21 protein-coding genes and 1 pseudogene are annotated in these 21,780 nt (G+C 66.8%); 12 read left to right on the forward strand and 10 right to left on the reverse strand.

Annotation, left to right across the window (positions count from 1 at the left end; all coding sequences use genetic code 11):
* Positions 1 to 5 precede the first annotated feature (5 nt).
* Complete coding sequence (locus A5732_RS04295; protein WP_076100926.1) at positions 6 to 1,211, forward strand: MalY/PatB family protein; 1,206 nt, start codon at positions 6 to 8, stop codon at positions 1,209 to 1,211.
* 31 nt (positions 1,212 to 1,242) lie between these two features.
* On the opposite strand, the gene A5732_RS04300 is transcribed toward A5732_RS04295, so the two are convergent.
* On the reverse strand, positions 1,243 to 1,971 hold the full coding sequence (locus tag A5732_RS04300) for a DUF2652 domain-containing protein (protein WP_076053985.1): 729 nt from the start codon (positions 1,969 to 1,971) through the stop codon (positions 1,243 to 1,245).
* Between the two features lie 111 nt (positions 1,972 to 2,082).
* Here A5732_RS04300 and A5732_RS04305 point away from each other — a divergent pair, with 111 nt between their 5' ends.
* The gene (locus A5732_RS04305; RefSeq protein WP_076053987.1) at positions 2,083 to 2,988 is read left to right on the forward strand and encodes a haloalkane dehalogenase; all 906 of its coding nucleotides are present in this window, start codon (positions 2,083 to 2,085) and stop codon (positions 2,986 to 2,988) included.
* Between the two features lie 7 nt (positions 2,989 to 2,995).
* Here A5732_RS04305 and A5732_RS04310 read toward each other — a convergent pair whose 3' ends face one another.
* Positions 2,996 to 4,027 carry an amidohydrolase family protein gene (locus A5732_RS04310; protein ID WP_076100929.1) on the reverse strand — a complete coding sequence of 344 codons (1,032 nt, stop codon included), beginning with the start codon at positions 4,025 to 4,027 and terminating at the stop codon, positions 2,996 to 2,998.
* 644 nt (positions 4,028 to 4,671) lie between these two features.
* Positions 4,672 to 5,400 (reverse strand): 3'(2'),5'-bisphosphate nucleotidase CysQ, encoded by a 729-nt coding sequence (locus tag A5732_RS04320; RefSeq protein ID WP_076101001.1) that lies wholly within the window; start codon positions 5,398 to 5,400, stop codon positions 4,672 to 4,674.
* 171 nt (positions 5,401 to 5,571) lie between these two features.
* Between A5732_RS04320 and A5732_RS04325 the strand changes: the two genes are divergently transcribed.
* Positions 5,572 to 6,138, forward strand: coding sequence for a hypothetical protein (locus A5732_RS04325; protein WP_076053991.1), 567 nt, complete (start codon positions 5,572 to 5,574; stop codon positions 6,136 to 6,138).
* A gap of 25 nt (positions 6,139 to 6,163) precedes the next feature.
* Here the strand turns inward: A5732_RS04325 and A5732_RS04330 are convergent, their stop codons facing one another.
* Positions 6,164 to 7,339 carry a thiolase family protein gene (locus A5732_RS04330; protein WP_076100931.1) on the reverse strand — a complete coding sequence of 392 codons (1,176 nt, stop codon included), beginning with the start codon at positions 7,337 to 7,339 and terminating at the stop codon, positions 6,164 to 6,166.
* 148 nt (positions 7,340 to 7,487) lie between these two features.
* Here A5732_RS04330 and A5732_RS04335 point away from each other — a divergent pair, with 148 nt between their 5' ends.
* The 3 genes and pseudogenes from A5732_RS04335 (at position 7,488) to A5732_RS04345 (ending at position 10,012) form a co-directional block, all read left to right on the forward strand.
* Positions 7,488 to 8,618, forward strand: a complete 1,131-nt coding sequence (locus A5732_RS04335) for an NDMA-dependent alcohol dehydrogenase (RefSeq protein ID WP_076100934.1) — start codon at positions 7,488 to 7,490, stop codon at positions 8,616 to 8,618.
* A 31-nt stretch (positions 8,619 to 8,649) separates the two neighbouring features.
* A complete protein-coding gene (locus A5732_RS04340) occupies positions 8,650 to 9,039 on the forward strand; it encodes a DoxX family protein (protein ID WP_076101004.1) in 390 nt (129 codons plus the stop codon).
* Positions 9,040 to 9,116: 77 nt separating this feature from the next.
* A pseudogene (locus tag A5732_RS04345) lies at positions 9,117 to 10,012 on the forward strand (DMT family transporter).
* A 2-nt stretch (positions 10,013 to 10,014) separates the two neighbouring features.
* Here A5732_RS04345 and A5732_RS04350 read toward each other — a convergent pair.
* Complete coding sequence (locus A5732_RS04350; protein ID WP_076100937.1) at positions 10,015 to 10,383, reverse strand: bleomycin resistance protein; 369 nt, start codon at positions 10,381 to 10,383, stop codon at positions 10,015 to 10,017.
* Between the two features lie 48 nt (positions 10,384 to 10,431).
* Here A5732_RS04350 and A5732_RS04355 point away from each other — a divergent pair, with 48 nt between their 5' ends.
* The 3 genes from A5732_RS04355 (at position 10,432) to A5732_RS04365 (ending at position 14,395) form a co-directional block, all read left to right on the forward strand.
* A complete protein-coding gene (locus A5732_RS04355; RefSeq protein WP_076100940.1) occupies positions 10,432 to 11,184 on the forward strand; it encodes a sensor domain-containing protein in 753 nt (250 codons plus the stop codon).
* 194 nt (positions 11,185 to 11,378) lie between these two features.
* The gene (locus A5732_RS04360) at positions 11,379 to 12,713 is read left to right on the forward strand and encodes a magnesium transporter MgtE N-terminal domain-containing protein (RefSeq protein WP_076054000.1); all 1,335 of its coding nucleotides are present in this window, start codon (positions 11,379 to 11,381) and stop codon (positions 12,711 to 12,713) included.
* Positions 12,710 to 14,395, forward strand: a complete 1,686-nt coding sequence (locus A5732_RS04365) for an NRAMP family divalent metal transporter (RefSeq protein ID WP_076054002.1) — start codon at positions 12,710 to 12,712, stop codon at positions 14,393 to 14,395. The genes A5732_RS04360 and A5732_RS04365 overlap by 4 nt, the downstream gene beginning before the upstream one ends.
* Here A5732_RS04365 and A5732_RS04370 read toward each other — a convergent pair.
* Positions 14,385 to 15,407, reverse strand: a complete 1,023-nt coding sequence (locus tag A5732_RS04370; RefSeq protein ID WP_076054004.1) for a TIGR03617 family F420-dependent LLM class oxidoreductase — start codon at positions 15,405 to 15,407, stop codon at positions 14,385 to 14,387. The two genes, A5732_RS04365 and A5732_RS04370, sit on opposite strands and share 11 nt — an antisense overlap.
* 182 nt (positions 15,408 to 15,589) lie before the next feature.
* Here A5732_RS04370 and A5732_RS04375 point away from each other — a divergent pair, with 182 nt between their 5' ends.
* Together A5732_RS04375 and A5732_RS04380 are read left to right on the forward strand one after the other, a co-directional pair.
* Positions 15,590 to 15,781, forward strand: a complete 192-nt coding sequence (locus A5732_RS04375; RefSeq protein ID WP_081389560.1) for an excalibur calcium-binding domain-containing protein — start codon at positions 15,590 to 15,592, stop codon at positions 15,779 to 15,781.
* A 1-nt stretch (position 15,782) separates the two neighbouring features.
* Entirely contained in the window at positions 15,783 to 16,328 is a 546-nt protein-coding gene (locus A5732_RS04380) for a hypothetical protein (RefSeq protein ID WP_178413012.1), read from the forward strand.
* Positions 16,329 to 16,339: 11 nt separating this feature from the next.
* On the opposite strand, the gene A5732_RS04385 is transcribed toward A5732_RS04380, so the two are convergent.
* A complete protein-coding gene (locus tag A5732_RS04385; RefSeq protein ID WP_065073820.1) occupies positions 16,340 to 16,555 on the reverse strand; it encodes a hypothetical protein in 216 nt (71 codons plus the stop codon).
* A 67-nt stretch (positions 16,556 to 16,622) separates the two neighbouring features.
* A complete protein-coding gene (gene htpG / locus A5732_RS04390; RefSeq protein WP_076100944.1) occupies positions 16,623 to 18,560 on the reverse strand; it encodes a molecular chaperone HtpG in 1,938 nt (645 codons plus the stop codon).
* Between the two features lie 102 nt (positions 18,561 to 18,662).
* On the opposite strand from htpG, the gene A5732_RS04395 reads away from it, so the two are divergent.
* Entirely contained in the window at positions 18,663 to 19,283 is a 621-nt protein-coding gene (locus tag A5732_RS04395; RefSeq protein ID WP_076054009.1) for a TIGR03085 family metal-binding protein, read from the forward strand.
* 46 nt (positions 19,284 to 19,329) lie between these two features.
* Here A5732_RS04395 and A5732_RS04400 read toward each other — a convergent pair whose 3' ends face one another.
* Together A5732_RS04400 and A5732_RS04405 are read right to left on the reverse strand one after the other, a co-directional pair.
* Positions 19,330 to 20,898 (reverse strand): class I adenylate-forming enzyme family protein, encoded by a 1,569-nt coding sequence (locus tag A5732_RS04400; RefSeq protein ID WP_076100947.1) that lies wholly within the window; start codon positions 20,896 to 20,898, stop codon positions 19,330 to 19,332.
* On the reverse strand, positions 20,882 to 21,724 hold the full coding sequence (locus tag A5732_RS04405) for a thioesterase family protein (RefSeq protein WP_076100950.1): 843 nt from the start codon (positions 21,722 to 21,724) through the stop codon (positions 20,882 to 20,884). The genes A5732_RS04400 and A5732_RS04405 overlap by 17 nt, the downstream gene beginning before the upstream one ends.
* Between the last annotated feature and the right edge of the window lie 56 nt (positions 21,725 to 21,780).

The raw sequence follows: 21,780 nt of genomic DNA on the forward strand, positions 1-21,780 counted from the left end.
CGGGCGTGACGGTTAATCCGCTCGAGGAATTGACACTGCAGCAACTGCGGGTTCGCACCAGCATGAAATGGGGTGCGCACCCCGCCGACGTCCTGCCGTTGTGGGTCGCCGAGATGGACGTCAACCTGGCACCGACGGTGGCCGAAGCGCTGCGGAAGGCCATCGACAACGGCGACACCGGATATCCCTGCGGAACCGCGCTGGCCGAAGCGGTCAGCCAATTCGCGGCGCGGCGTTGGCAGTGGCACGACCTGGAAGTGGGCCGCACCGCGCTGGTTCCCGACGTCATGCTCGGTGTCGTCGAGGTGTTGCGCCTGCTCACCGAGCGCGGTGACGCCGTCGTCGTCAACCCGCCGGTCTATGCGCCGTTCTACGCCTTCGTCGCGCACGACGGACGCCGCGTCATCGAGGCGCCCCTCGCCGATGGGCGAATTGACTTGGACGCCTTGGAGAATGCCTTCGTTCGGGCTCGCGCAGGAGCGGGAAGGGACGCGAAGGTCGCCTATCTGCTGTGCAATCCGCACAACCCGACCGGATCGGTGCACACCGCCGACGAACTCGGTGCGGTCGCCGAACTCGCCCGTCGATTCGGCGTGCGGGTGGTGTCAGATGAGATTCACGCTCCCGTCATTCTGCCGGGATCGCGGTTCACTCCCTTCCTCACCGTCCCGGGTGCCGAGAACGCCTTTGCCCTGATCTCGGCGTCGAAGGCCTGGAATCTCTCCGGCTTGAAAGCTGCGCTGGCCATCGCCGGACCCGAGGCCGCCGCAGACCTGAACCGGATGCCGGAGGAGGTCGGTCACGGACCCAGCCACCTCGGCGTCATCGCCCACGCCGAGGCGTTTCGGAGCGGCAGCGACTGGCTCGACGCCACCCTGCGGGGCCTGGACGAGAACAGGACATTGCTGGGCGAGTTGATCGCCGAGCACCTTCCGAAAGTGAAATACCAATGGCCGCAAGGGACTTACCTAGCGTGGCTGGATTGCCGGGAGCTCAACTTCGACGAAGAAGCCGCCGATGGCCTTGCGGTGGTTGCCGATCTGTCCGGGCCGGCCCGCTGGTTCCTCGATCACGCGCGGGTGGCGCTCAGCTCCGGCCACGTGTTCGGCACCGGCGGAACCGGACACGTGCGACTGAACTTCGCCACCTCGCGAGCCATCCTCACCAAGGCGGTCTCCCGAATGGGACGGGCCCTGGCCGACATCCGATAATGGAAAGGCACCGTGCCACACGGGTTTTCGGCTACGCGGAGACTTCCTCGGCGCCCCGGCCCAAATTTCGAAACCCCTGGGCGGGCTCCTTCATGCCGAGCGTAAAGGGCAGGCTGTCGAGTTCGAACCTCGTCGTCGCGCCGAGCCTGCGGAAAAAACTGCGCCGCGGCACCGCGACGGGAACCTGCACCGCCGCAAGGTCGATGTAGTGCGTCGACGTTTCTCCGATGCCGTCGAAGACGTGCACCAACGGCATGCAAAGCTCGCGCATAGGCTCGTCGAGGCACGCCGCGACGGGATCGGTCATCAGCACGTATTCGGCAACCGGCACCATGTTTTTCAGCATGCGGTGCACCAGAATGACATCGAAGCCGGCCAGCTCGACGTGGCGTTTCACCTTCTGATCCGCCACCTCGCCCACGTGCACAACGAACTTGAGCGACAGCTTCTCCAGCTGTGCGCAACTCGCGCACTGGCAAGCGATGTCATTTTTCATCCGCTCACGCCGCTCCAGGAACGACGCGCGCATCCGTGACAAGCGGTCGCACACCACCTCTTTGGCGTGGCTGTCCGGCGCCCAGAAGAACGCGGCGTCACCTTCGAGCTTGGCCAGCTTCAAACCCTTGCCCGCGTTGATGACCGACTCCAGCAGGCCCGCAACCGTCAGCTGGGCATGGGCAAGGTGCGTCCGGTTCCACTGCATGTAATGCGTGTACCCGCCGATGTCGGCTATGAGCAGAACCGCGCGCCGAATTGCCATGAACAAGCCAGTTTAATAGCCGTTGGCGCCCAGCTCAATGAATCTCGCACTAGACGAATTCGCGCCGGCGCGAGAGGCTAACAGAGGTGCCGGTTCACCGGAGGAGCTGATATGCATGTGCTGCGAACCCCGGACTCCCGATTCGAAAACCTGGAGGACTACCCGTTCGTTGCGCATTACCTCGACGTAACCGCGAGCGACACCCGGCCGCTTCGCATGCACTACCTCGACGAGGGCACCATCGAAGGGCCGCCGATCGTTCTGCTGCACGGCGAGCCCACGTGGAGCTACCTCTACCGCACGATGATCCCGCCCCTGACCGACGCCGGGAACCGCGTGCTCGCGCCCGATCTGATCGGTTTCGGCCGTTCGGACAAGCCCAGCCGGGTCGAGGATTACACCTACCAGCGCCACGTGGAGTGGGTGATCTCGTGGTTCGAGCATCTCAATCTCAGGGACGTCACGCTGTTCGTGCAGGACTGGGGATCGCTGATCGGGCTGCGCATCGCCGCCGAGCAGCCCGACCGGGTCGCGCGGCTGGTGGTGGCCAACGGTTTCCTCCCGACGGCGCAACGGCGCACCCCGCCGGCCTTCTACGCCTGGCGCGCCTTTGCGCACTACTCCCCCGTCCTGCCCGCCGGCCGCATCGTCAGCGCCGGGACCGTTCGCCGGGTGCCGTCGAAAGTCCGGGCCGGCTACGACGCGCCCTTCCCCGACAAGACCTATCAGGCCGGGGCTCGCGCGTTTCCTCAGCTGGTGCCCACCTCACCCACCGATCCGGCGATTCCGGCCAACAGGAAAGCATGGGATGCCCTCGGCCGGTGGGAAAAGCCCTTTCTCGCCATCTTCGGAGCCCGCGATCCCATCCTCGGGCGGGCGGACAGCGCCCTGATCAAGCACATCCCCGGCGCCGCGGGCCAGCCACACGCCAGGATCAACGCCAGCCACTTCATTCAAGAGGACCGCGGACCCGAACTGGCCGAACGCATCCAGTCGTGGCAGCAGGCCTGGCTCTGAGCGCTCGTCAACGGGTGTTGACCAGTCTTACCATCCCACGCATGACCGCCCGGCTGGCGCTGCGGCGCAGCATGTCGAGCGCCGAGCCGGGCTTGGGCGGCGCGGCCGCGCCGAGTCGGGGGAACAGCGCGAGCGCGTTGTCCCGCTCGATCGCCGCGCGGGCTTCCGGGCGCAGGCCCGGGTAGGTCTCCAGGCCGGCGGCGAACAGCTTGCCGGCCGCCACCGGCGCGAAGGGCCAGTCCGAGCCGAAGGTCACGTGGCCGGGTTTGGCGAACGCCAGCAGGCTCGGCAGCGCGGCGGCGCTCGAGGACAGCGCGGTGTCGAAGTAGAAGCCGGCGAAGTCATCCAGGCTGTCGCTCGGGCTGCGTCCGGTGTCGCCCATGATGCTGACCGCCATCCGGTGCGAGGCATAGGGGACGAACCCGCCCGCGTGGCTGAGGATGAACTTGATGTTCGGGTATCGACGGCAAATGCCATTGCGTACAAGCAAATACGCGGCACGGGTGGTATCGAGCAGGAAGTCGACGGCAAACGGCGCGACCCCGTCGATCACCGGTCCGGGCAGTTCGCCGGGATGGATGAACACCACCGCCGAGCGCGCGTCCAGCGCGGCGAACAGGTCGTCTTGACCGTCTTGCCCGAGATAGGTCCCGGCGCTGTTGGCGAGCAGCACCACCCCGTCGGCGTGCAATTCGTCGATCGACCTGGCGGCCTCGCCGACGGACTCGCGCAGGTGCGGCGTGGGGAGGGTCGCGAAGAATCCGAACCGGTCGGGCTGGTCGGCGACGAGCCCGGCGAGGTAGTCGTTGAGGTCACGGGCCAGCGAGGCCGCATCGGCCGCGCTCGGCAGGAACGTGGTGCCCGGCGTCGACACCGAAAGTATTGCGGTGGCGACGTTCAGTTCCGCCATCGTCTGCAACGAGGCTTCCGGGCTCCAGTCCGGCAGCGCCCGGCCGCCCGCTTCGTCAATCCTGGCTTTTCGCAGCATGTCTCGATAGAACGACGGGATGGCGTGGTGGTGTGTGTCGATCCGCGACATGGTTGGCTGCTCCTCGGGAGAGAGTCGACGGTCCGATTCCGCGCCGGTGCCCGCGGCGCGACGCTTTTCATCATGTAACAGCGCGGTGGCGCCGGTGTGCGCCGGGTGGGCGGCGGGGCCTCGAGGGATATGCCACGATCAGCGGGTGGACGCTGCGTTGATGGGTCTGATGGGAATTGTCGTGGGCGCTTCGGCGGCGGGGACGGCGGCGGTCGCGAGGTCGGTCTCCGACGCGGTGCTGCCCAGGGTGATGGGGCACGCCGACCACAGGCACCAGCTAAGCATGCGATTGCACGCGCAGCGGTGCGAAGCGATTCAACGGTGGCGGACAGGTCTAGCGGACGCGCGAGATTCCTACCGGCAGTGGGCAACTGGGCCTTGCGATTGGGATCCACCCAACATCGTCGGCGACGAATGGTTCGAGGCCTTGCGCCCGCAGCTGCCTGCCACCGGCGACGCGGCGAAGTACCGCACGGCTCACGAGATCACTTGCGACAATCCGACCCTAACGTTGCTCTCACTCGAGATCGGGCGAATCGAACGGGAATGGACCGACGAGGCAATAGGCAACCGGCGACGAGGATAGGCGAAGGCGGCTGGGCGCGCCGAAAAGAGTTGGCAAGCCTGCAGTTTGACCGGTGACGTCAGCGGGTAACCGCGAGTACGGCTTCCGCCAGTTCGGGCCGGCAGACCACGAGATCGGGCAGCTTCGGGTCGGGCTGGTTGTAGGCCAGCTCTGACCCGTCGATGCGAGAGGTGTGCAATCCGGCGGCCCGTGCCACCGCCACCGGCGCGGCGGAGTCCCATTCGAACTGGCCGCCGGCGTGCACGTACACGTCGGACAATCCTTGAATGACCGAGGCGACCTTGGCGCCGGCCGAACCCATCTCCACCAGGACTCCATCGAGCGCATCCTGCACGTTCAGCGCGACCGCCGGTGGACGGGTGCGTGACACCACGATGCGCGGCTTGCCCGGCGCGGCGGGGGGCGAATCCACGTCGGGAGTCGCCAGCGTGATGCCCTGAGCCGGTAACGCCACGGCGCCGGCCACTAGCTCGCCGGACTGCCAGAGCGCGACATGCACCGCCCAGTCGTCGCGTCCCAGCTCGGAGAATTCCCGCGTGCCGTCCAGCGGATCGACGATCCAGACGCGGTCCGAACGCAATCGGACCGGGTCGTCGGCGCCCTCTTCGGACAGCACCGCATCATCGGGCCGCTCGGCGGCAAGCGCCTCCATCAAGAAATCGTGGGATCGCTTGTCCCCCGCGGCTTTCCGGTCGACCGCTGCCGCGTCGGCGAACTCTTCTCGAACCCCGAGCAATCGCCGACCGGCCTCGGTGGCCAACCGCGCGGCCAGATCATGGTCATTCATCGGCAGCTCCACGGAATCCTCAATATGTTGGTAGCGATGACCAACTTTACCCTGTCGTACCCGTCGGCGGGCACCACCCCGGCGGAAAAGTTTCACCCGTAATCTGGTGACGTGAGCGGCAACGCCAACGTCCCATTATCGAGGCGGTTGCGGCACACCTCGCGGGGGCGATTGATCGGGGCCGGCATCGTGGCGGCGGTGGTGCTGGTCGGGGTCCTCACGGTGGTGGGCGTGCAGCTGACCCATAGCCAGCAGAGCGCGACGGCGCCCAGCACCCTGCCGTCGCCGTCAGCGCCGGAGAGCTTCGCCATCCCCGGTTGCTACAACCCGTCCGTCCCGCCGGTCGCGCGGCCGAAGCGGCTCAACGTGTTGGGCTGCGCCAGTGTGGCCGTTGCGCTGCAGGACATGTCATGGAGTTCCTGGGGACCGCAGGGCGCCGACGGGACCGGCACGGCGGTGTTCAAGCTCTGTGATCCGAACTGTGCGGCGGGATCTCAGCTGACCGAACCGGTGGTCGTGCACGCGTGGAATCCGCAGCAGCCGCGGCGCGAGGCCATCTGCCAGGTCGGCCTGGAGATTTTCGCCGACATGATTCTGGCCTTCCCCAAAGGCGCTCCACCGCCGAACGTGCAGAAGATGAACACTCAGTACAACGGAGCGCCGGCCGTGCACTTCGCCAATTACTCGAGCGGCGACACGCGAGGCACGCAGTTCATCGGCTACACATTCTGCAACTAGGCGGTGCGAACTAACGTGCGGTCGCTCAGACCTCGATGACGACAGCGCCGCCCTGGCCGCCGCCGGCACACATCGCGGCGACGCCGATGCCGCCGCCGCGGCGGGCGAGCTCGTAGACCAACGTGGTCACCATGCGCGCGCCCGAGGCCGCGATCGGGTGACCGAGGCTGCAGCCGCTGCCGGAGAAGTTCACCTTCTCCTCGTCGATGCTGTATTCGCGGCACGCCGCGATCGGGACGGAGGCGAACGCCTCGTTGATCTCCCACAGCGCGACGTCGCTGGGCGACAGACCGGCTCGCTGCAGCACCTTCCCGATGACCTTGACGGCACCGAGGCCACAATCGCGGGCCGGGACGCCCGCGGCGGCCCAGGCCTTGACGGTGCCCATGACGTTGAGCTTGTTGGCCGCGGCGTAATCGCTGTCGACCAAAGCCACGCCGGCGGCGGCGTCGTTGGTGCCACTGCTGTTACCCGCCGTGATCGAGAAGCCCTCGATTTCGGGGTGCAGCACCTTGAGGCCGGCGAGCTTCTCGACGGTGGTGTCGCGCCGCGGATGCTCGTCCACCGCGAACTCGGTGACCGAGCCGTCGAACTGGGTGATCTTCAGCGGCAAGATCTCGTCGACGAACTTGCCGGCGTCCTGGGCCGCAACGGCGCGCTGATGCGAGCGGGCCGCCCAGGCGTCCATCTCCTCGCGGGTGATGCCGACCGCCTGCGCGGTGTTCCAGCCCACGGTGATGGACATATCCTTGGCGGGCGCGTCCGGTGTCTCCACGTGCGTCGGCGGCATCCAGCGCTCCTCGAACTTCAGCTCGGGGCCGGGGATTCGCCAGTTGGTCAGCGGCGTCATCGACAGCGACTGCACGCCGCCGGCGATGAGCACGCGCTCCATGCCGGAGCCGATCTGCGCCGCAGCGTTGCCGATGGCCGTGAGGCTGCCCGCGCAGTGCCGGTTGACCGACTGTCCGGGGACGTGCTCCAGGCCCGTCGCGGTCGCCGCGTAACGCGCGAGATCTCCACCGCCGTAATGCGATTCGGCGAAGATGATGTCATCGATGTCGGCGGGGTCGACTCCCGACCTGCGGACCACCTCGGGCAGCACGGCGGTGATCAGGGTCTCGGGCGGCGTGTTGACCAGCGTGCCCTTGAACGAACGGCCGATCGCGGTCCGGGCGGCTCCGACGATGACGGGTAATCCCATGTTCTCAACCTCGTTGTTGTGGGCGATCAGACGCCGCGAATCGTATCAAATACTGTATAGGCAATAGTAATGGTCTAAATTCAATAGGCCGGGCTCCTGTGACGGCGCTAACAATTAAGCGGTTCGGGTAAACACGGAGGCCAACGGGTTGAAGACCAAAGGTGCGCTGGTCTGGGAACTGAACGAGCCATGGTCGATCGACGAGATCGAAATCGGCGACCCCCGCCGCGGCGAGGTGACCGTCCAGCTGGAAACGGCCGGGTTGTGCCACTCCGACCACCATCTGATGACGGGCGACTTCCCCATCCCGAGCTATCCGGTGCTGGGCGGGCACGAAGGCGCCGGCGTCATCACCGAGGTCGGCGAGGGCGTCGAACACCTGGCCGTCGGCGATCACGTCGTCATGTCCTTCATCCCGTCCTGCGGGAAATGCATGCCGTGCCAGACGGGACTGCGCAACCTGTGCGACCTCGGCATGGGCCTGCTGTCGGGCCAATCCGTGTCCGACGGATCGTTTCGCGTCACCGCACAGGGCCACGACGTCATCCCGATGTCGCTGCTGGGTACCTTCGCGCCGTACGTGGTGGTGCACCACACCTCGGTGGTCAAGATCGACCCGTCGATCCCGTTCGACGTGGCCTGCCTGGTGGGCTGCGGGGTGACCACCGGCTACGGCTCGGCGGTGCGCAGCGCGGCGGTCTCACCGGGTGAAGACGTCGCGGTCATCGGCATCGGCGGCGTCGGCGTCGCCGCCCTGCAGGGTGCCCGCATCGCCGGGGCCCGGCGCATATTCGCCATCGATCCCTTTGAATGGAAGCGCGAGCAGGCGCTCAAGTTCGGCGCCACAGCGGCTTTCGCGGACGTGGGCAGCGCCGCGGCCAGCATCGCCGAGGCGACGCGAGGGTTCATGTGCCACAAGGTGATCGTCACCGTGGGCCATGTGGAGGGCAAAGACGTCGAGTCGTGGATGGGGCTGACGGCCAAGGGCGGGGTGTGCTGCCTCACCGGCATGGCCAGCGTGATGGCCAACGAGGTCACCCTCAACCTCGCGGGACTCTCGCTGTTGCAAAAGAGCTTGCAGGGCAGCATTTTTGGTGGCGGCAACCCGCAATACGACATCCCGGCGATTCTCGAGCTGTACAAGCTGGGGCAGCTCAACCTCGATGACATGGTCACGCGCGAATACACCCTCGAGCAGATCAACGACGGCTATCGCGACATGCTCGAGGGCCGCAACGTTCGCGGCATCATCCGCTATACCGACGCCGACCGCGCGTAACTCGTTCTTGGCACCCGAGCACAATGGGTCGATGACCATCACACCCCTCGTCCAGCGTGACGCCCAGAGCTCCGCATACCGTGTCGCTGCGATGCTCATCGGCATTGGCACCGTGCACTTCCTGGCGCCAACACCGTTCGACCAGATCGTGCCGGCCGAGCTTCCCGGCACTCCGCGCTTCTACACCTACGCGTCGGGGGTCGTCGAGATCGCGACCGGGGCACTACTGGTGCCGCGTGCCACCCGGCGACTGGCCGCGCTGGCCGCCGTCGCGTTGTTCGTGGGCGTCTTTCCCGCCAACGTGAACATGTGCCGGTTGTGGTGGGGCAAGCCGTGGCCGATGCGCCTCATCGCCCTGGCCCGGCTGCCGCTGCAGGTTCCCATGATCGCCACCGCGCTCAAGATCCGACGCAACAGCTGACGTTCGCCGGGCCGGTGTTGCGCGCAAAGCGGTTGCGTCACAAACGGAATGTCTCACCAAGTGCCTAGGAGACCGGCTTGAGCAAGACAGGCATCGCCGCGTTGCTGGCGGTCGCGGCCGCTTTGATGGTCGGCGCCGGCGACGTCGTGCAGCAGCGATCCGCTCAACAGGTCACCGATAAGCCCGTCGGCACGTTCACCCTGTTCCGCCGGCTGCTGCGCGACCGGCAATGGTGGACCGGCAGCCTGGTGGCCGGCGCCGGGTTCGGGTTCCAGGCCGCGGCGCTGGGCCTGGGCTCGGTGGTGCTGGTGCAGGCGCTACTGGTGACGTCGTTGCTGTTCGCACTGCTCATCAGCGCGCGGGTGAACCATCGCAGAATCACACGCCCGCAAGGCATTTGGGCGGTCTTGCTTGCCGTCGCGGTCGCGGTGGTGGTCACGGTCGGCGACCCTCAGCAGGGCACCCCGCGCGGGTCGGTGCAGACCTGGACCATCGTGGCGTTGGTCATGGGGCCCTTACTGATCCTGTGCGTGATCGGCGCGCGGATGTTCCCCGGTTCGGTCGGCGCACTGCTGCTGGGACTGATGTCCGGCTCGCTGTGGGGACTGTTTTCGGTGTTGACCAAGGGCGTGGTGGACCAACTCGACCGCGGCATCCCGGCGTTGTTGCGCGCACCCGAGTTGTATGTGTGGGTGGTGCTGGCGATCGCGGCCACCGCCTGGGAGCAGTCGGCGTTTCGGGCTGGCCCGCTCACCGCGTCGCTGCCGGCGGTCACCGTCGCCGAGCCCATCGTCGGCTCGGCGCTCGGTATCACCGTGTTGGGAGAGACGCTGCACACCAACGACCTCGGCTGGGTGGCCTTGGGCTTGTCGGTGGGCCTGATGGCGGCGGCGACCGTGGCGCTGGCCACAGCCAGGCCAGCTATGCCCCATCGTCTGACGAAAACCCGGCTCCCGCAACGGAGAAGGCCTGAGGTCAACTCAGCCGTGAACCGATCCGGTGCGCGGTGCCGTCGGGATCGATGTAGGCGAATTCGCGCAAGCCGTACGGTGTGTCCTGCGGGGCGACGACGCGGCCATCGAGATTCTCCAGCGCCGCCCATTCCGCGTGGAGTGCGTCGGCATCACTGACGTAGAAGTAAACGCTGGCGGCCGTGCACAGGGGGTCGTGCTCGGCCCACTCGGTGAGGTGGATTGACACGGACCCGCGATCGGCGAATCCGTACCGGTCCGGACCTTCGTAGGCGCGGGCTTCGAAGCCGAGCCGGCGATACCGGTCGAGTGCAACGTCCAAGTCCCGAACCGGGACGATCGGGGAGACCGAGGTGAAGTCGACTGCGGACACACAGCGAACATAACCCCGGCGCGGTTCCGCTGTCGTATGCTCCGGCGCATGAGGAGCCAGCTGACCGCGGCAGTTGTCGTTGCTGCTACCGCAATACTGGTCGCCGGGTGCGGCGGTGCCAAACAAGGCGACAGCGCTTCGCCGTCGGCCACCACCACAACGGCTTCGTCGAAGACTCCCCTGGCACAGGGCGCGTTGCCTGATCTGATGCTCTCGCCGACCGACATCGACACCGTGCTGGGTGCCAACGGAACGTCGAGCGATCCACCGATCACCACGTTGTTGGAAGACCCGTTCAAGCGCGAGGACTACACCTTCCCCGCTGAATGCCGGTACACCATGCACGCGGCGTTGGCGTCCGTGTACGCCGACAGTGGGAGCACCGCGGTTTACGGCTATCACGACCAGGCGCCGGCACCCCCGAGTGCGGATCAATTGGAAAGCCCTGAGGTATACCAGGTTGTGGTGCTGTTCGGATCCCCCGAGCAGGCGAGCGCGTTCTTCACGACGTCGGCCCCGCGCTGGCCCGCCTGCGCCAACCGTCAGGACACCGTCCCCGCCGCCGACGGCAAACCGGAACTTCAGTGGAAGGTGGGCCAGGTTTCCAACGCCAATGGAGTTTTGAGCGTTTCGGTGACCCTCACCGTTGTCAGAGACGGCGCGACCATGACCGTGCCCTGCCAGCGGGCGCTGACCGTCCGCAACAACGTCGTCATCGATGTCGACGCGTGCCGCAAGGATGTCGGGGACCGCGGCGTCGGCGTCGCCAACCAGATCGCCGCAAAAGTCGACAAGCAATAGGCCCCGCAGGGGCGCGGCAAACCCCAATAGCCTTCTGCCGTTTACTTATTGGATGTAGTCGTCCGCGGCAACGAGAGCGTATGCTCTGGCGGCCGAGACGGACCAACGATCGACTTCCCGCCGTACATGGCGCCGCGACGCGTAATTCGGGTACTTTGGCCGCGGGTTCGGTCGTACCGCCTTGAGGAGGGAAAATGGCCCTATCGGAGAAGGCGTCCAAGCAGCGCGCCAGGCATCAGGTCATCCATCTCTCGCAGTTGTTGCGCGCCCCCGTGTTGGCCCGCGCCGGAGAAACCGTGGGGCGCGTCGAGGACGTGATCGTGCGGCTGCGCGGCGCCGAGGAGTATCCGCTGGTGGCCGGGATCGTGGCCGGGGTCGGCGGACGCCGGGTTTTCATCGGCGACAAATCCATCCACGAGTACTCCGCGGACCGAGTTCTGTTGACCAAGAACAAGGTTGACCTTCGCGGGTTCGAACGCCGCGAGGGTGAGGTGCTCTTGCGCACCGATGTGCTGGGCCACCGATTGATTGACGTGGCGACCGTCGAGCTGGTGCGCGCCTACGACGTCGAGCTGGAACAGACCGGGGAAGGCTGGATGGTCAGCCGCCTCGATACCCGCCGTCCGCCACGATTGTTCGGGCTGATCAAGCATTCGGGCGGGCACGCGTCTCGCGATTGGAAGGCGTTCGAGCCGCTGATCGGCCACGCACGCTCCGATGCCGTCCGCCGTCTGTCGGATCGGTTCGGTGACCTCAAGGCCGCCGAGATCGCCGACCTTCTCGAGGAAGCGGACAAGGCCGAGGGCGGCGAGATCCTCGATCGGGTGCACAGCGACCCGGAGTTGGAAGCCGACGTCTTCGAAGAGCTGGACCCGGAAAAAGCCAGCCGGTTGCTCGACGACATGCCGGACAACGAGGTCGCCGCGCTACTGGGCCGGATGCGCGCCGACGATGCCGCCGACGCGATCGCCGACCTCCGCCAGTCACGGCGCCGCCGTGTCCTCGAGCTGATGCCCGCCCCGCAACGCACCAAGGTCATCACCTTGATGGGGTTCAACCCCGAAAGTGCCGGCGGGCTGATGAATGTCGACTCCGTGACGTGTTCGGCCACCGCCACCGCGGGCGAGGCGTTGGCGCTGATCGCCGCCTCGCACAGCATCCAGCCCGAAGCGCTGATCAAGGTACACGTGCTCGACGAGGACAAGCGTCTCGACGGCGTCGTTTCAGTGATCACCCTGTTGCAGGTCGATCCCGCCGAAAAGCTCGAAGCCCTAATGGATTCCGACCCGGTGCGGGTGAACGCCGTCGCGGATCTGACCGATATCGCGCTGCTGATGGCCGATTTCAATCTCTACTCCATCCCCGTCGTCGACGAGCAGGACCGCCTACTCGGGGTGGTGACCGTCGACGACGTGCTGGAGGCCACCATTCCCGAAGACTGGCGACGCCGCGAGCCCGCGCCGCGCCCCATCCGCGAAATCGCCACCGATGACCGTGACACACCGCCCACGGGAAGTTCCCCGCAGTGAGTTCCGGCGGCGAGAACACCACCCAGGCCGACGCGCAGGGCGTCGGCGTGCAACGCTCCGATCCGGCACCGACGCGGCGCACCGCGGTGCTGGACAGCGCGCATCTGGGTGATATCGAGGGCGCGTTCGGGCGCATCAGCGTCGGGGAAACCGAGCATGCCCGCACCTGGCGGACGCGGCTGCTGACCCTGCTCGCGATCGTCGGACCCGGCATCATCGTGATGGTCGGCGACAACGACGCGGGCGGGGTGGCGACCTACGCCCAAGCCGGCCAGAACTACGGCTACTCGCTGCTGTGGGTGTTGCTGCTGCTGATCCCGGTGCTCATCGTCAACCAGGAAATGGTGGTGCGGCTCGGGGCGGTCACTGGGGTCGGGCACGCCCGGCTCATCAACGAACGCTTCGGCCGCGGCTGGGGCTGGTTTTCGGTCGGCGACCTGTTTCTGCTCAACTTCTTGACCATCGTCACCGAGTTCATCGGCATCAGCCTGGCCGCCGAATACATCGGCGTCTCCAAATACGTTGTGGTACCGATCTCGGCGGTGGCGTTGGTGGCGATCATGGCCAGCGGCAGCTTCCGCCGATGGGAGCGGGCCATGTTCATTTTCATCGCCGTCACGCTGCTGCAGATCCCGATGCTGCTGATGTCACATCCGCAGTGGGGGCACGCAGCGAAGTCCTTTGTGGTGCCCAGCATTTCGGGCGGCATCAGCTCGGACGCGGTGTTGCTGATCATCGCCATCGTCGGCACCACCGTGGCGCCGTGGCAGCTGTTTTTCCAGCAGTCCAACGTCGTCGACAAGCGCATCACTCCCCGGTTCATGGGTTACGAACGCGCGGACACCGTGCTGGGCGCTTTCGTGGTGGTGGTCGGCGCCGCCGCGCTGATGATGACCGGTGAGTGGGCGGCGCGCTCCACCAACACCATTGGCGGCTTCACCGACGCCGGCGCGACGGCGCATCTGCTGGGCGTGCACCGCCCGATACTCGGCTCGATCTTTGCCATCGTGCTGATGGACGCCTCGATCATCGGGGCGGCCGCGGTGACCCTGGCCACCAGTTACGCCTTCGGAGACGTGTTCGGCCTCAAGCATTCGCTGCACCGTGGCTTCTCCGAGGCCAAGCAGTTCTACCTGTCCTACACCGCGATGGTGGCGCTGGCTGCGGTCATCGTGCTGATTCCGGGTGCCCCGCTGGGGTTGATCACCACCGCCGTGCAGGCCCTCGCCGGCCTGTTGCTGCCGAGCGCCAGCGTGTTTCTGCTGCTGCTGTGTAACGACCGAGAGGTGTTGGGGCCGTGGGTGAATCGGTCCTGGCTGAATTGGGTCGCCGGGCTGATCGTGGGCACGCTGCTGCTGTTGTCCGGAATCTTGATGGCGACCACGCTGTTTCCCGACCTCAACGTCGTCGCGGTGGCGGGCTACCTGACGCTCGCGCTGGTCATTCTCGCGGCGGCCGCGGCGCCGGTACTGCGCTGGGTGGCTCGCCGGCAGCCGTCGCGTCCCCAGCCTCAACTTCCGGCGCGCGGCGTCGACCGCAGCACCTGGCGCATGCCGCCGCTGGCACTGCTCGAGCCGGTCACCTGGTCACCCGCAACGCGGCTCGCGATGATCGCGCTGCGCGCCTATTTGGTGGTCGGGGCGTTGCTGTTGGCGGTCAAGGCCATTCAGCTCAGCCGCTGACCGCTTGTATCCGGCGGGCCACCTCGCCGTACCGCTCGAAGCGGTCCTGATCGGCGACGGAGTTGTACATCACCAACCGCGTTGCCGTTCCGGCGTATTTCGCGGCGAGCGCGTCGGCCAGCCCCTCCCAGGTCGACTCGGTGGCGAACACCGCGATGTGATCGTCGCTGACCTGGGCCGCCATCCCGGCGTAGTCTCCGGCCTTCTGCTTCTCGCGGATCCGGGCGGTGGTGCCCTCGAAACCCGCCTCGTCCCAGATGAATGCGTAGTTGGGTGTGCTGCCGTAGAAGGCCATGCTGGCGCGCACGACCTCCCGCTGCTGGTCGCGCTCTTCATCGGTGTCGCCGACGATCGTCATGACGGGCACGATGATCGCGATCTCCGATGATGGACGGCCCGATTTGGCCGCGCCTTCGGCGACCGTCGGCAGCACGTGCCGGGCCAGGTAGCCCGGTTCGCCGATCGGGTGGACGTGGACGCCGTCGGCCACTTCGCCCGCCATCCGCAGCATCCACGGATTGACCGCTGCGATATCGACTTTGGGGTCCGGCGCGTCGATGGGCCCGGGGCTCCACTGCGGGGTGATGAAGTCGAGATCGTAGAAGTCGCCGTGGTGGTCGAGTATCCCGGAGCGAAACGCCGCGAAGCATGCCTTCACGGCGAGCAAGTAGTCGCGCAGCCGCGGCCCGGGCCGCTCGAAGGCCGTGCCGTAGCGCCGGACCACGTGGGTCCGGACCTGGGTGCCAAGGCCCAGCCGGAACTTCCCCTTGGTGGCTTCCTGCAGTTCCCATGCCGCGGCGGCGGTCACGAACGGACTGCGCGGAAACGCGACAGCGACGCCCGTCGACAATTCCAGGTCCGGCGCGGCCTGCGACGCCACGGCCGCATTGAGGTAGGCGGTGCGGCCGGTCTCGGTGAACAACAGACCGGAGAACCCGGCCGATTGGGTCCGCCGGGCAAGGTCACCGATTTGGCCGAGCGGCTGGGGAATCGTCATCGCGTCGACATGCATGGTGGGAGCGTACGTCGAACCTCAGACCGCGATGCGGGTCGCGTCAGCCTCTTGCCCGATGGCCGCCTCAGGGTGTTAGCTCTGTAGTCGTCAGCAACCATCGTTGTTTCGTTAACAGGAGGCCTCCAAACGTGCTTCGTGGATTGTTCATCGCTGGAGCAATCGCAGTGGGAATTGCGGGGATGCCCGTGGTGCAGGCCGCTCCCGCGACGACCACAACCTCGCCGTCTCCGACGAGCGGTGGCAGCGCCTACTACCCCAACTGCAGGGCCGCTTGCGCCGCGGGTGCCGCGCCGATCTATCGGGGGCAGCCGGGCTATCGGTCCGGACTCGACCGCGACAACGACGGCATAGCCTGCGAAGTGTGTCACTGAAGTGGGTTGGCGCGTAAGGCGATTCGATGCCGGTCCCTGGTTGTGCGCCGTCGTCGCGATCGGCTGCGCTGGGCTGGTGGCCTGCGGTTCGCAGCACGCCGCGCAGTCCACCACACCTGGCCCAACCTCGACGAAGTCGGCGCTCGCGGCGAGCACGAGCATTGCGCCCAGCACACCCGCCGCCGCGCCCGTCGCCCCCGGTGCCGTCGGCACGCAGCCGTGCGTCGGGCTGTCGATATGCACGCCGCCACCGCCGGATGCCGAGGGCAACCCGCCGTGCTACTACGCCGACGGCTGGCGCGCGGATGCCTCCGGGGCCGGGATCGAGGTGTGGTACTTCCAGGACCCGAAAAGTCCGTCGCAACCGGACGAGGTGACGGCGCTGGTCCGCAAGAAGGACGGCACCAGCGACTCGCAGGACGCCCCGATAGCGGCCGGCCAACAGGTGCATCGCTTCGAATTTCCGGCCATCGCCCGTTCCGCGGTAGACGAGGTCCTGTTCGTCAGCGGTACCGGCCGTTGCTTTGTGATCGGGCCAGAAGCCTGAAACCCGGCGCGTCAGCGCCGTTGCGGACGGTGGCTCACCGGCGCGGTGAAGCCTTCGGTGTCATCGAAGAATGCCCATTGCCCGTCGTCGTTGACCTCCATGCGCCAACCCAGCTCGGTATTGCCGCCAACGGAGTTGACGAACCAGGCGTACGCGGCCTCCGCGTTGGCAAAATTCTTCGTCGCGACGACCCGGCCACGTGGGTCGATAACGCGAAACGCAGGCATGGGATAGAAGTATCCCTGCCAGCGACGTTTCAATCCCGAAAATCGTCCATTTGCAGGCAATTGACGGCTACACCGTGCGGGCCAGCCGGTCGGCGAGTATCTCGGCAAACCTGGCCGGGTCGTCGAGCGCGCCGCCTTCGGCAAGAAGTGCTGTGCCGTAGAGCAATTCCGCGGTCTCCGCGACCGAGGGGTCGTCGCTGCGGTCCTGGTGGGCTTGGCGCAGGCCGGTGACGAGCGGGTGGTTGGGGTTGAGTTCGAGGATCCGCTTGCCCACCGGAATGTCCTGCCCGGAGGCGCGGTACATGCGCGCGAGCGCCGGTGTGATCCCGAAGGCGTCGGTGATCAGGCAGGCCGGCGAGTCGGTCAGGCGGGTCGACAGCCGGACCTCCTTGACGTGGTCGGTCAAGGTGTCCTTCAGCCAGGTGAGCAGGTCGGCGAATTCCTTCTGCTGCTCCTCGCGCTCGGCCTCGCTCTCGTCGTCGTCGGCGCTGAGGTCCACCTCGCCTTTGGCGATGGACTGCAGCGGCTTGCCGTCGAACTCCGTCACGGTCCCCACCCAGACCTCGTCGACCGGGTCGGTGAGCAGGAGCACCTCGTAGCCCTTGGCCTTGAACGCCTCGAGGTGCGGCGACTTCAGGATCTGCTGACGCGACTCCCCCGTGGCGTAGAAGATCTGCGTCTGGCCCTCCTTCATGCGCTCGACGTATTGGGCGAGGGTGGTGGCCTCCTCCTCGCTGTGCGTCGAGGCGAATGAGGAGATCTGCAGCAGCGTCTCCTGGTTGTCGAAGTCCGACAGCAGGCCTTCCTTGACGACCCGGCCGAATTGGGTCCAGAAGGTGCGGTAGTCCTCTGGGCGCTCGGACTGCAGATCCTTGATCGTGGAGAGCACCTTCTTGGTCAACCGGCGCCGGATGGCCTTGATCTGCCGATCCTGTTGCAGGATCTCGCGCGACACGTTGAGCGACATGTCCTGCGCGTCAACGACGCCCTTGACGAAGCGCAGGTATTCGGGCATGAGCTCGTCGCAGTCGCCCATGATGAACACGCGCTTGACGTACAGCTGGATCCCGGTCTGGCCGTCCCGGTTGAACAGGTCGAACGGGGCGTGCGACGGAATGAACAGCAGCGCCTGGTACTCGAAGGTGCCCTCGGCTCGCATCGCGATGACCTCGAGCGGGTCGTCCCAGGCGTGCCCGATGTGCTTGTAGAACTCCTTGTACTCCTCCTCGGAGACCTCTTCTTTGGGCCTGGCCCACAGGGCCTTCATCGAGTTGAGCGTCTCGGTCTCGATGGTGACGGTCTCTTCGCCGCTCGCTCCTTCTTCGTCCGAGGTGGGCGGGGTGCGACGTTCGACCTCCATCCGGATGGGCCAGGCGATGAAGTCGGAGTACTTCTTGACCAGGCTCCTGATCTTGAACTCCGCGGTGTAGTCGTGCAGCTCGTCCTCGGCGTCCTCGGGCTTGAGGTGCAGGATGACCGACGTTCCCTGCGGGGCGTCGTCGACCGATTCGATGGTGTAGGTGCCCTCGCCGCTCGATTCCCATTTGGTGGCGTCGCTCTCGCCCGCCTTGCGGGTGAGCAGTTCGACCTTGTCGGCGACCATGAAGCTGGAGTAGAAACCGATACCGAACTGACCGATGAGTTCCTCGGAGGCCGCGGCGTTCTTCGCCTCGCGCAGTTGCTTGCGCAGCTCGGCGGTGCCGGACTTGGCCAGCGTGCCGATCAGATCGACCACCTCGGCGCGGGTCATCCCGATGCCGTTGTCACGGATGGTCAGGGTGCGCGCATTCTTATCGACGTCGATCTCGATATGCAGGTCAGAAGTGTCGACGTCGAGATCCTTGTTCCGGAACGCTTCCAGCCGCAGCTTGTCCAAGGCGTCGGAAGCATTGGAGATCAACTCCCGCAGGAACGAGTCCTTGTTGGAGTAGACGGAGTGGACCATCAGGTCCAGCAGTTGCCGAGCCTCTGCCTGAAACTCCAACTGCTCGACGTGCGCGCTCATGAGATTCCCTTCGACAACATGACGTTCCAAATTTACCGAGCCGCCGACCACTGTGTCCGGTGGACCCGTCCTCTTCGGGGGCGAGCGGCTTAGGCTGAACCCATGTCTGTTGCTCAACGCGAACGTGCCGCCCTTGTGGAAACCATGCGCGGCGTCGGGCCGGACGCGCCCACCCTGTGCGAGGGATGGAAGACCCGGGACCTGGCCGCCCACCTGGTGATCCGCGAGTACCGCCCCGACGCGGCGCCCGGCATCCTGATCCCCTTCTTCGCGTCCCACACGGAGAAGGTGCAGAACCAGGTGGCCGAGCGGAACGACTGGGACGAGCTGGTCGGCAAGCTCGCCGCCGGCCCGCCGGTCTATTCGCCGCTCAAATTGCTCGACCCGGTGGCCAACGTTGCCGAGATGTTCATCCACCACGAGGATGTGCGCCGCGCGCAACCGGGCTGGCAGCCGCGCTCCCTGGAACCCGCCCTGGGCAAGATGCTGCAGCGCACCCTGCCGTTGATGGCCCGGTTCACGCTCGCAAAAGTGCCCGGCCGGGTGGCGTTGCGTACCGCGGAGGGCAAGACGGTGCTCACCGCCGGTCAGGGGCCGGCGGTGACGGTGACCGGGGCGCCCGAGGAGCTACTGCTGTTCGCCGTGGGCCGACAGGCGCAGGTCGAATTCGACGGCGATGCCGCGGCGGTGCAGGCCGTCCGCGAGGCGCCCAAGGGGCTGTAGGCGTCCGGGCCGCTGGCGCCAATGCTGACGTCGTTTGTGACCCGCCTTACCGGAAGGCGTCGCGCAGGTCCTTCTTGATGACCTTGCCGAATTGGTTGCGCGGCAGCGTATCGACGACCACCAGGTGCTCGGGGTGCTTGTAGCGGCTGAGACCCCGTGAGTGACAGTGTCGCACAAGGGATTCCAATGACACACCGTCGGCTGTCGCGGGTACCACGACGGCACAGACGCGTTCGCCGGTGCGCGGGTCGGGAATCCCGATGACGGCGACATCGGCCACGGCGGGATGGGTGGCCAGCGCATTCTCGATTTCGAGGGCCGAGATGTTCTCGGCATTGCGGATGATCGCGTCCTTGGTGCGGCCGGTGACGCGGACATTGCCGTCGGCATCGATAAGGCCGAGATCGCCTGTGCGCAACCAGCCGTCGCTGTCGAACGCATCAGCGTCAAGTGTCGGGTCGGCGTAACCGAGGAAGCACTGGGGCCCCTTGAGCCGCAGCTCCCCTTCCTGTCCGGCGCCCAGCTCGACGCCGTGGCTGTCGACCGCGCGGACCTGGACCCCGGGTACCGGCGGCCCGACGGTATGGTCGAGCACCTCGGGCGCGGCGGTCAGCGGGGGCGAAGTCGCGCAGGGGAACTCGGTCATCCCCCAGGCGTTGGCGATGCCGGCCAGGCCGAAGGTTTCGCGCACCTGGCGCCCCAGTTCGGCGGTGATGGGTGCGCCTCCGGCTAGGCAGCCCCGCACCGAGGGGAACAGCGGCCGATCGCCTTGGGCGCGTTGAGCTTCGAGGAAGGCGACGAAGAATGGGGTCGCGGTGCCCAAGAACGTCGGATTGTGCGCGGCGATGGCCCACGGTGTGGTGGCCGGATCGAACGCCTCGAACAGCGCCAACCGCATGCCGGTCAGCAACGCGGTGGCCAGCATCGCGGCCCCGCCGATATGTGCGATCGGGAAGGCGATCGGATCCACGTCGCTGCTGTTGGCCCCCACCATGCCCACCACTCCCGCCGAGCCGGCGATGACCGACGTGTCGGTATGACGGATTCCCTTGGGGGCCGCGGTGGTTCCCGAGGAGTAGTAGATCCAACGCGCCTCGTCGGCGGATGCCGGTGGCGCTGGGAGGCTCTCGGCGCCGGCGCCGGGCAGCCGCAGCTCGCCGGCGGCCGGGGGCGTTGCCAGGTCTAGGGTGATGACCTCGAAGCCCCGGTCCGCCGATAAACCCCGAGCCAGCCCACCATGATCGAACCCGCGCCAAAACTCGGCCGCCACAAAGAATTCCGTGTCCAGCTGGCCGGTGATGAAGCCGACCTCGCTTTCCCGCAGTATCGGGATGATCGGGTTCTGCACGGCACCGAGTCGGGCGAGTGCGGCCATCACCACCATGGTTTCCAGCGTGGTGGGCAGCTGCCAGGACACGACGGTGCCCGGGCGAACGCCACGTTCGGCCAGGGCGGCGGCGGTCACGCAAGCGGCGTCGTGTAGCTGACTCGCGGTCAGGCTGCGTCCGTACTCATCGGCGAGAAGCGGCCGGCTCGATCCCCGCTGCGCCGCATCGGCAATCAACGCCCAGAACGTCACCGCGCCTACCCTTCCGACCTCACCTGGCTGAAGCATCGGTGGAGGGCGGACGAAACCCCGAGTGTGCGATCGCGACGGACACCCCGGTGCCGATCGGCCCCTTCGCGTCCACCAGGACCGCCGAGCCGCTGGCCACCCCGTCGTGACTGTGATGCGTCAGCGAGGCGAGCCCGACGTGGTCGCCGGCGGGCAGTCGGCTGAGCGTGAGTGTGTAGTCGACGTTGATGAACTGCAGGGAGTTGGTGCCCCAGTTGGCAATCGAGGCCGTGATGTCACCGGCCATCGCCACCCGGGTGAAGGCGGTGAGCGGTTCGTCGTCGATCAACGGGCGCGTCTCGTGTATCCACGTGTATTTGGGGCCGTCGGTATGGGGCCAGTCGGGATCGGGGTTCTGCACATCGGCGCCCCAGCCGTAGGTTCGCATGAACAGCGTCGAGTAGGCCTCGTCCACCGGAATCGGGGGCATCTGCACCGGTGGTGACCAGACGTGGCCCTCGGGCTGCGCGCCGCGCCGCAGAAACAGTGCGCTCGCCTGCGCCACCGGGGCGCCGTCCTGGATGATCACGGTCTCGACCAGCCGCAACCGACGCCGGTCCTGTCGCACCTGCGTGTGCACCTCGAGCGGCGCCAACGCCGTTGGCCGGGGCAGGTCGACGGTCAACCGCGCCGGTTGCAGTTGCGGATCCTGAGCCGCATTCTCGACCGCCCACGCCAAGAGTCCGCCGACAACGTGGCCGCTGAGCGAAGGGCCCCATCCACCGCGCGCGATTTTGGTTGGCACAAAGTATTTTTCGTCGCGCTCAAAGTACGGCACCGATTCTGCCCATTGGGCTTCGTCCGGCACGATATTGGGCTCGGCCACTGCATGACCCTCCGCGGGATGGGATTCGCGGGCTCTGCTGAGGACCGCAACTGTCG

Origin of the sequence: Mycobacterium colombiense (assembly GCF_001953985.1) — a bacterium.
GTDB lineage: Bacteria > Actinomycetota > Actinomycetes > Mycobacteriales > Mycobacteriaceae > Mycobacterium > Mycobacterium colombiense_B.

Excerpts from the sequence above, each read along its gene's own strand:
- A5732_RS04375 (WP_081389560.1), top strand. The coding sequence starts at position 15,590 with ATGCCCGTGGTGCAGGCCGCTCCCGCGACGACCACAACCTCGCCGTCT.
- A5732_RS04395 (WP_076054009.1), top strand. The coding sequence starts at position 18,663 with ATGTCTGTTGCTCAACGCGAACGTGCCGCCCTTGTGGAAACCATGCGC.
- A5732_RS04385 (WP_065073820.1), bottom strand. The coding sequence starts at position 16,555 with ATGCCTGCGTTTCGCGTTATCGACCCACGTGGCCGGGTCGTCGCGACG.
- A5732_RS04355 (WP_076100940.1), top strand. The coding sequence starts at position 10,432 with ATGAGGAGCCAGCTGACCGCGGCAGTTGTCGTTGCTGCTACCGCAATA.
- A5732_RS04400 (WP_076100947.1), bottom strand. The coding sequence starts at position 20,898 with ATGCTTCAGCCAGGTGAGGTCGGAAGGGTAGGCGCGGTGACGTTCTGG.
- A5732_RS04300 (WP_076053985.1), bottom strand. The coding sequence starts at position 1,971 with ATGGCAATTCGGCGCGCGGTTCTGCTCATAGCCGACATCGGCGGGTAC.
- A5732_RS04360 (WP_076054000.1), top strand. The coding sequence starts at position 11,379 with ATGGCCCTATCGGAGAAGGCGTCCAAGCAGCGCGCCAGGCATCAGGTC.
- A5732_RS04320 (WP_076101001.1), bottom strand. The coding sequence starts at position 5,400 with ATGAATGACCATGATCTGGCCGCGCGGTTGGCCACCGAGGCCGGTCGG.
- htpG (WP_076100944.1), bottom strand. The coding sequence starts at position 18,560 with ATGAGCGCGCACGTCGAGCAGTTGGAGTTTCAGGCAGAGGCTCGGCAA.
- A5732_RS04305 (WP_076053987.1), top strand. The coding sequence starts at position 2,083 with ATGCATGTGCTGCGAACCCCGGACTCCCGATTCGAAAACCTGGAGGAC.
- A5732_RS04310 (WP_076100929.1), bottom strand. The coding sequence starts at position 4,027 with ATGTCGCGGATCGACACACACCACCACGCCATCCCGTCGTTCTATCGA.
- A5732_RS04340 (WP_076101004.1), top strand. The coding sequence starts at position 8,650 with ATGACCATCACACCCCTCGTCCAGCGTGACGCCCAGAGCTCCGCATAC.
- A5732_RS04330 (WP_076100931.1), bottom strand. The coding sequence starts at position 7,339 with ATGGGATTACCCGTCATCGTCGGAGCCGCCCGGACCGCGATCGGCCGT.
- A5732_RS04370 (WP_076054004.1), bottom strand. The coding sequence starts at position 15,407 with ATGCATGTCGACGCGATGACGATTCCCCAGCCGCTCGGCCAAATCGGT.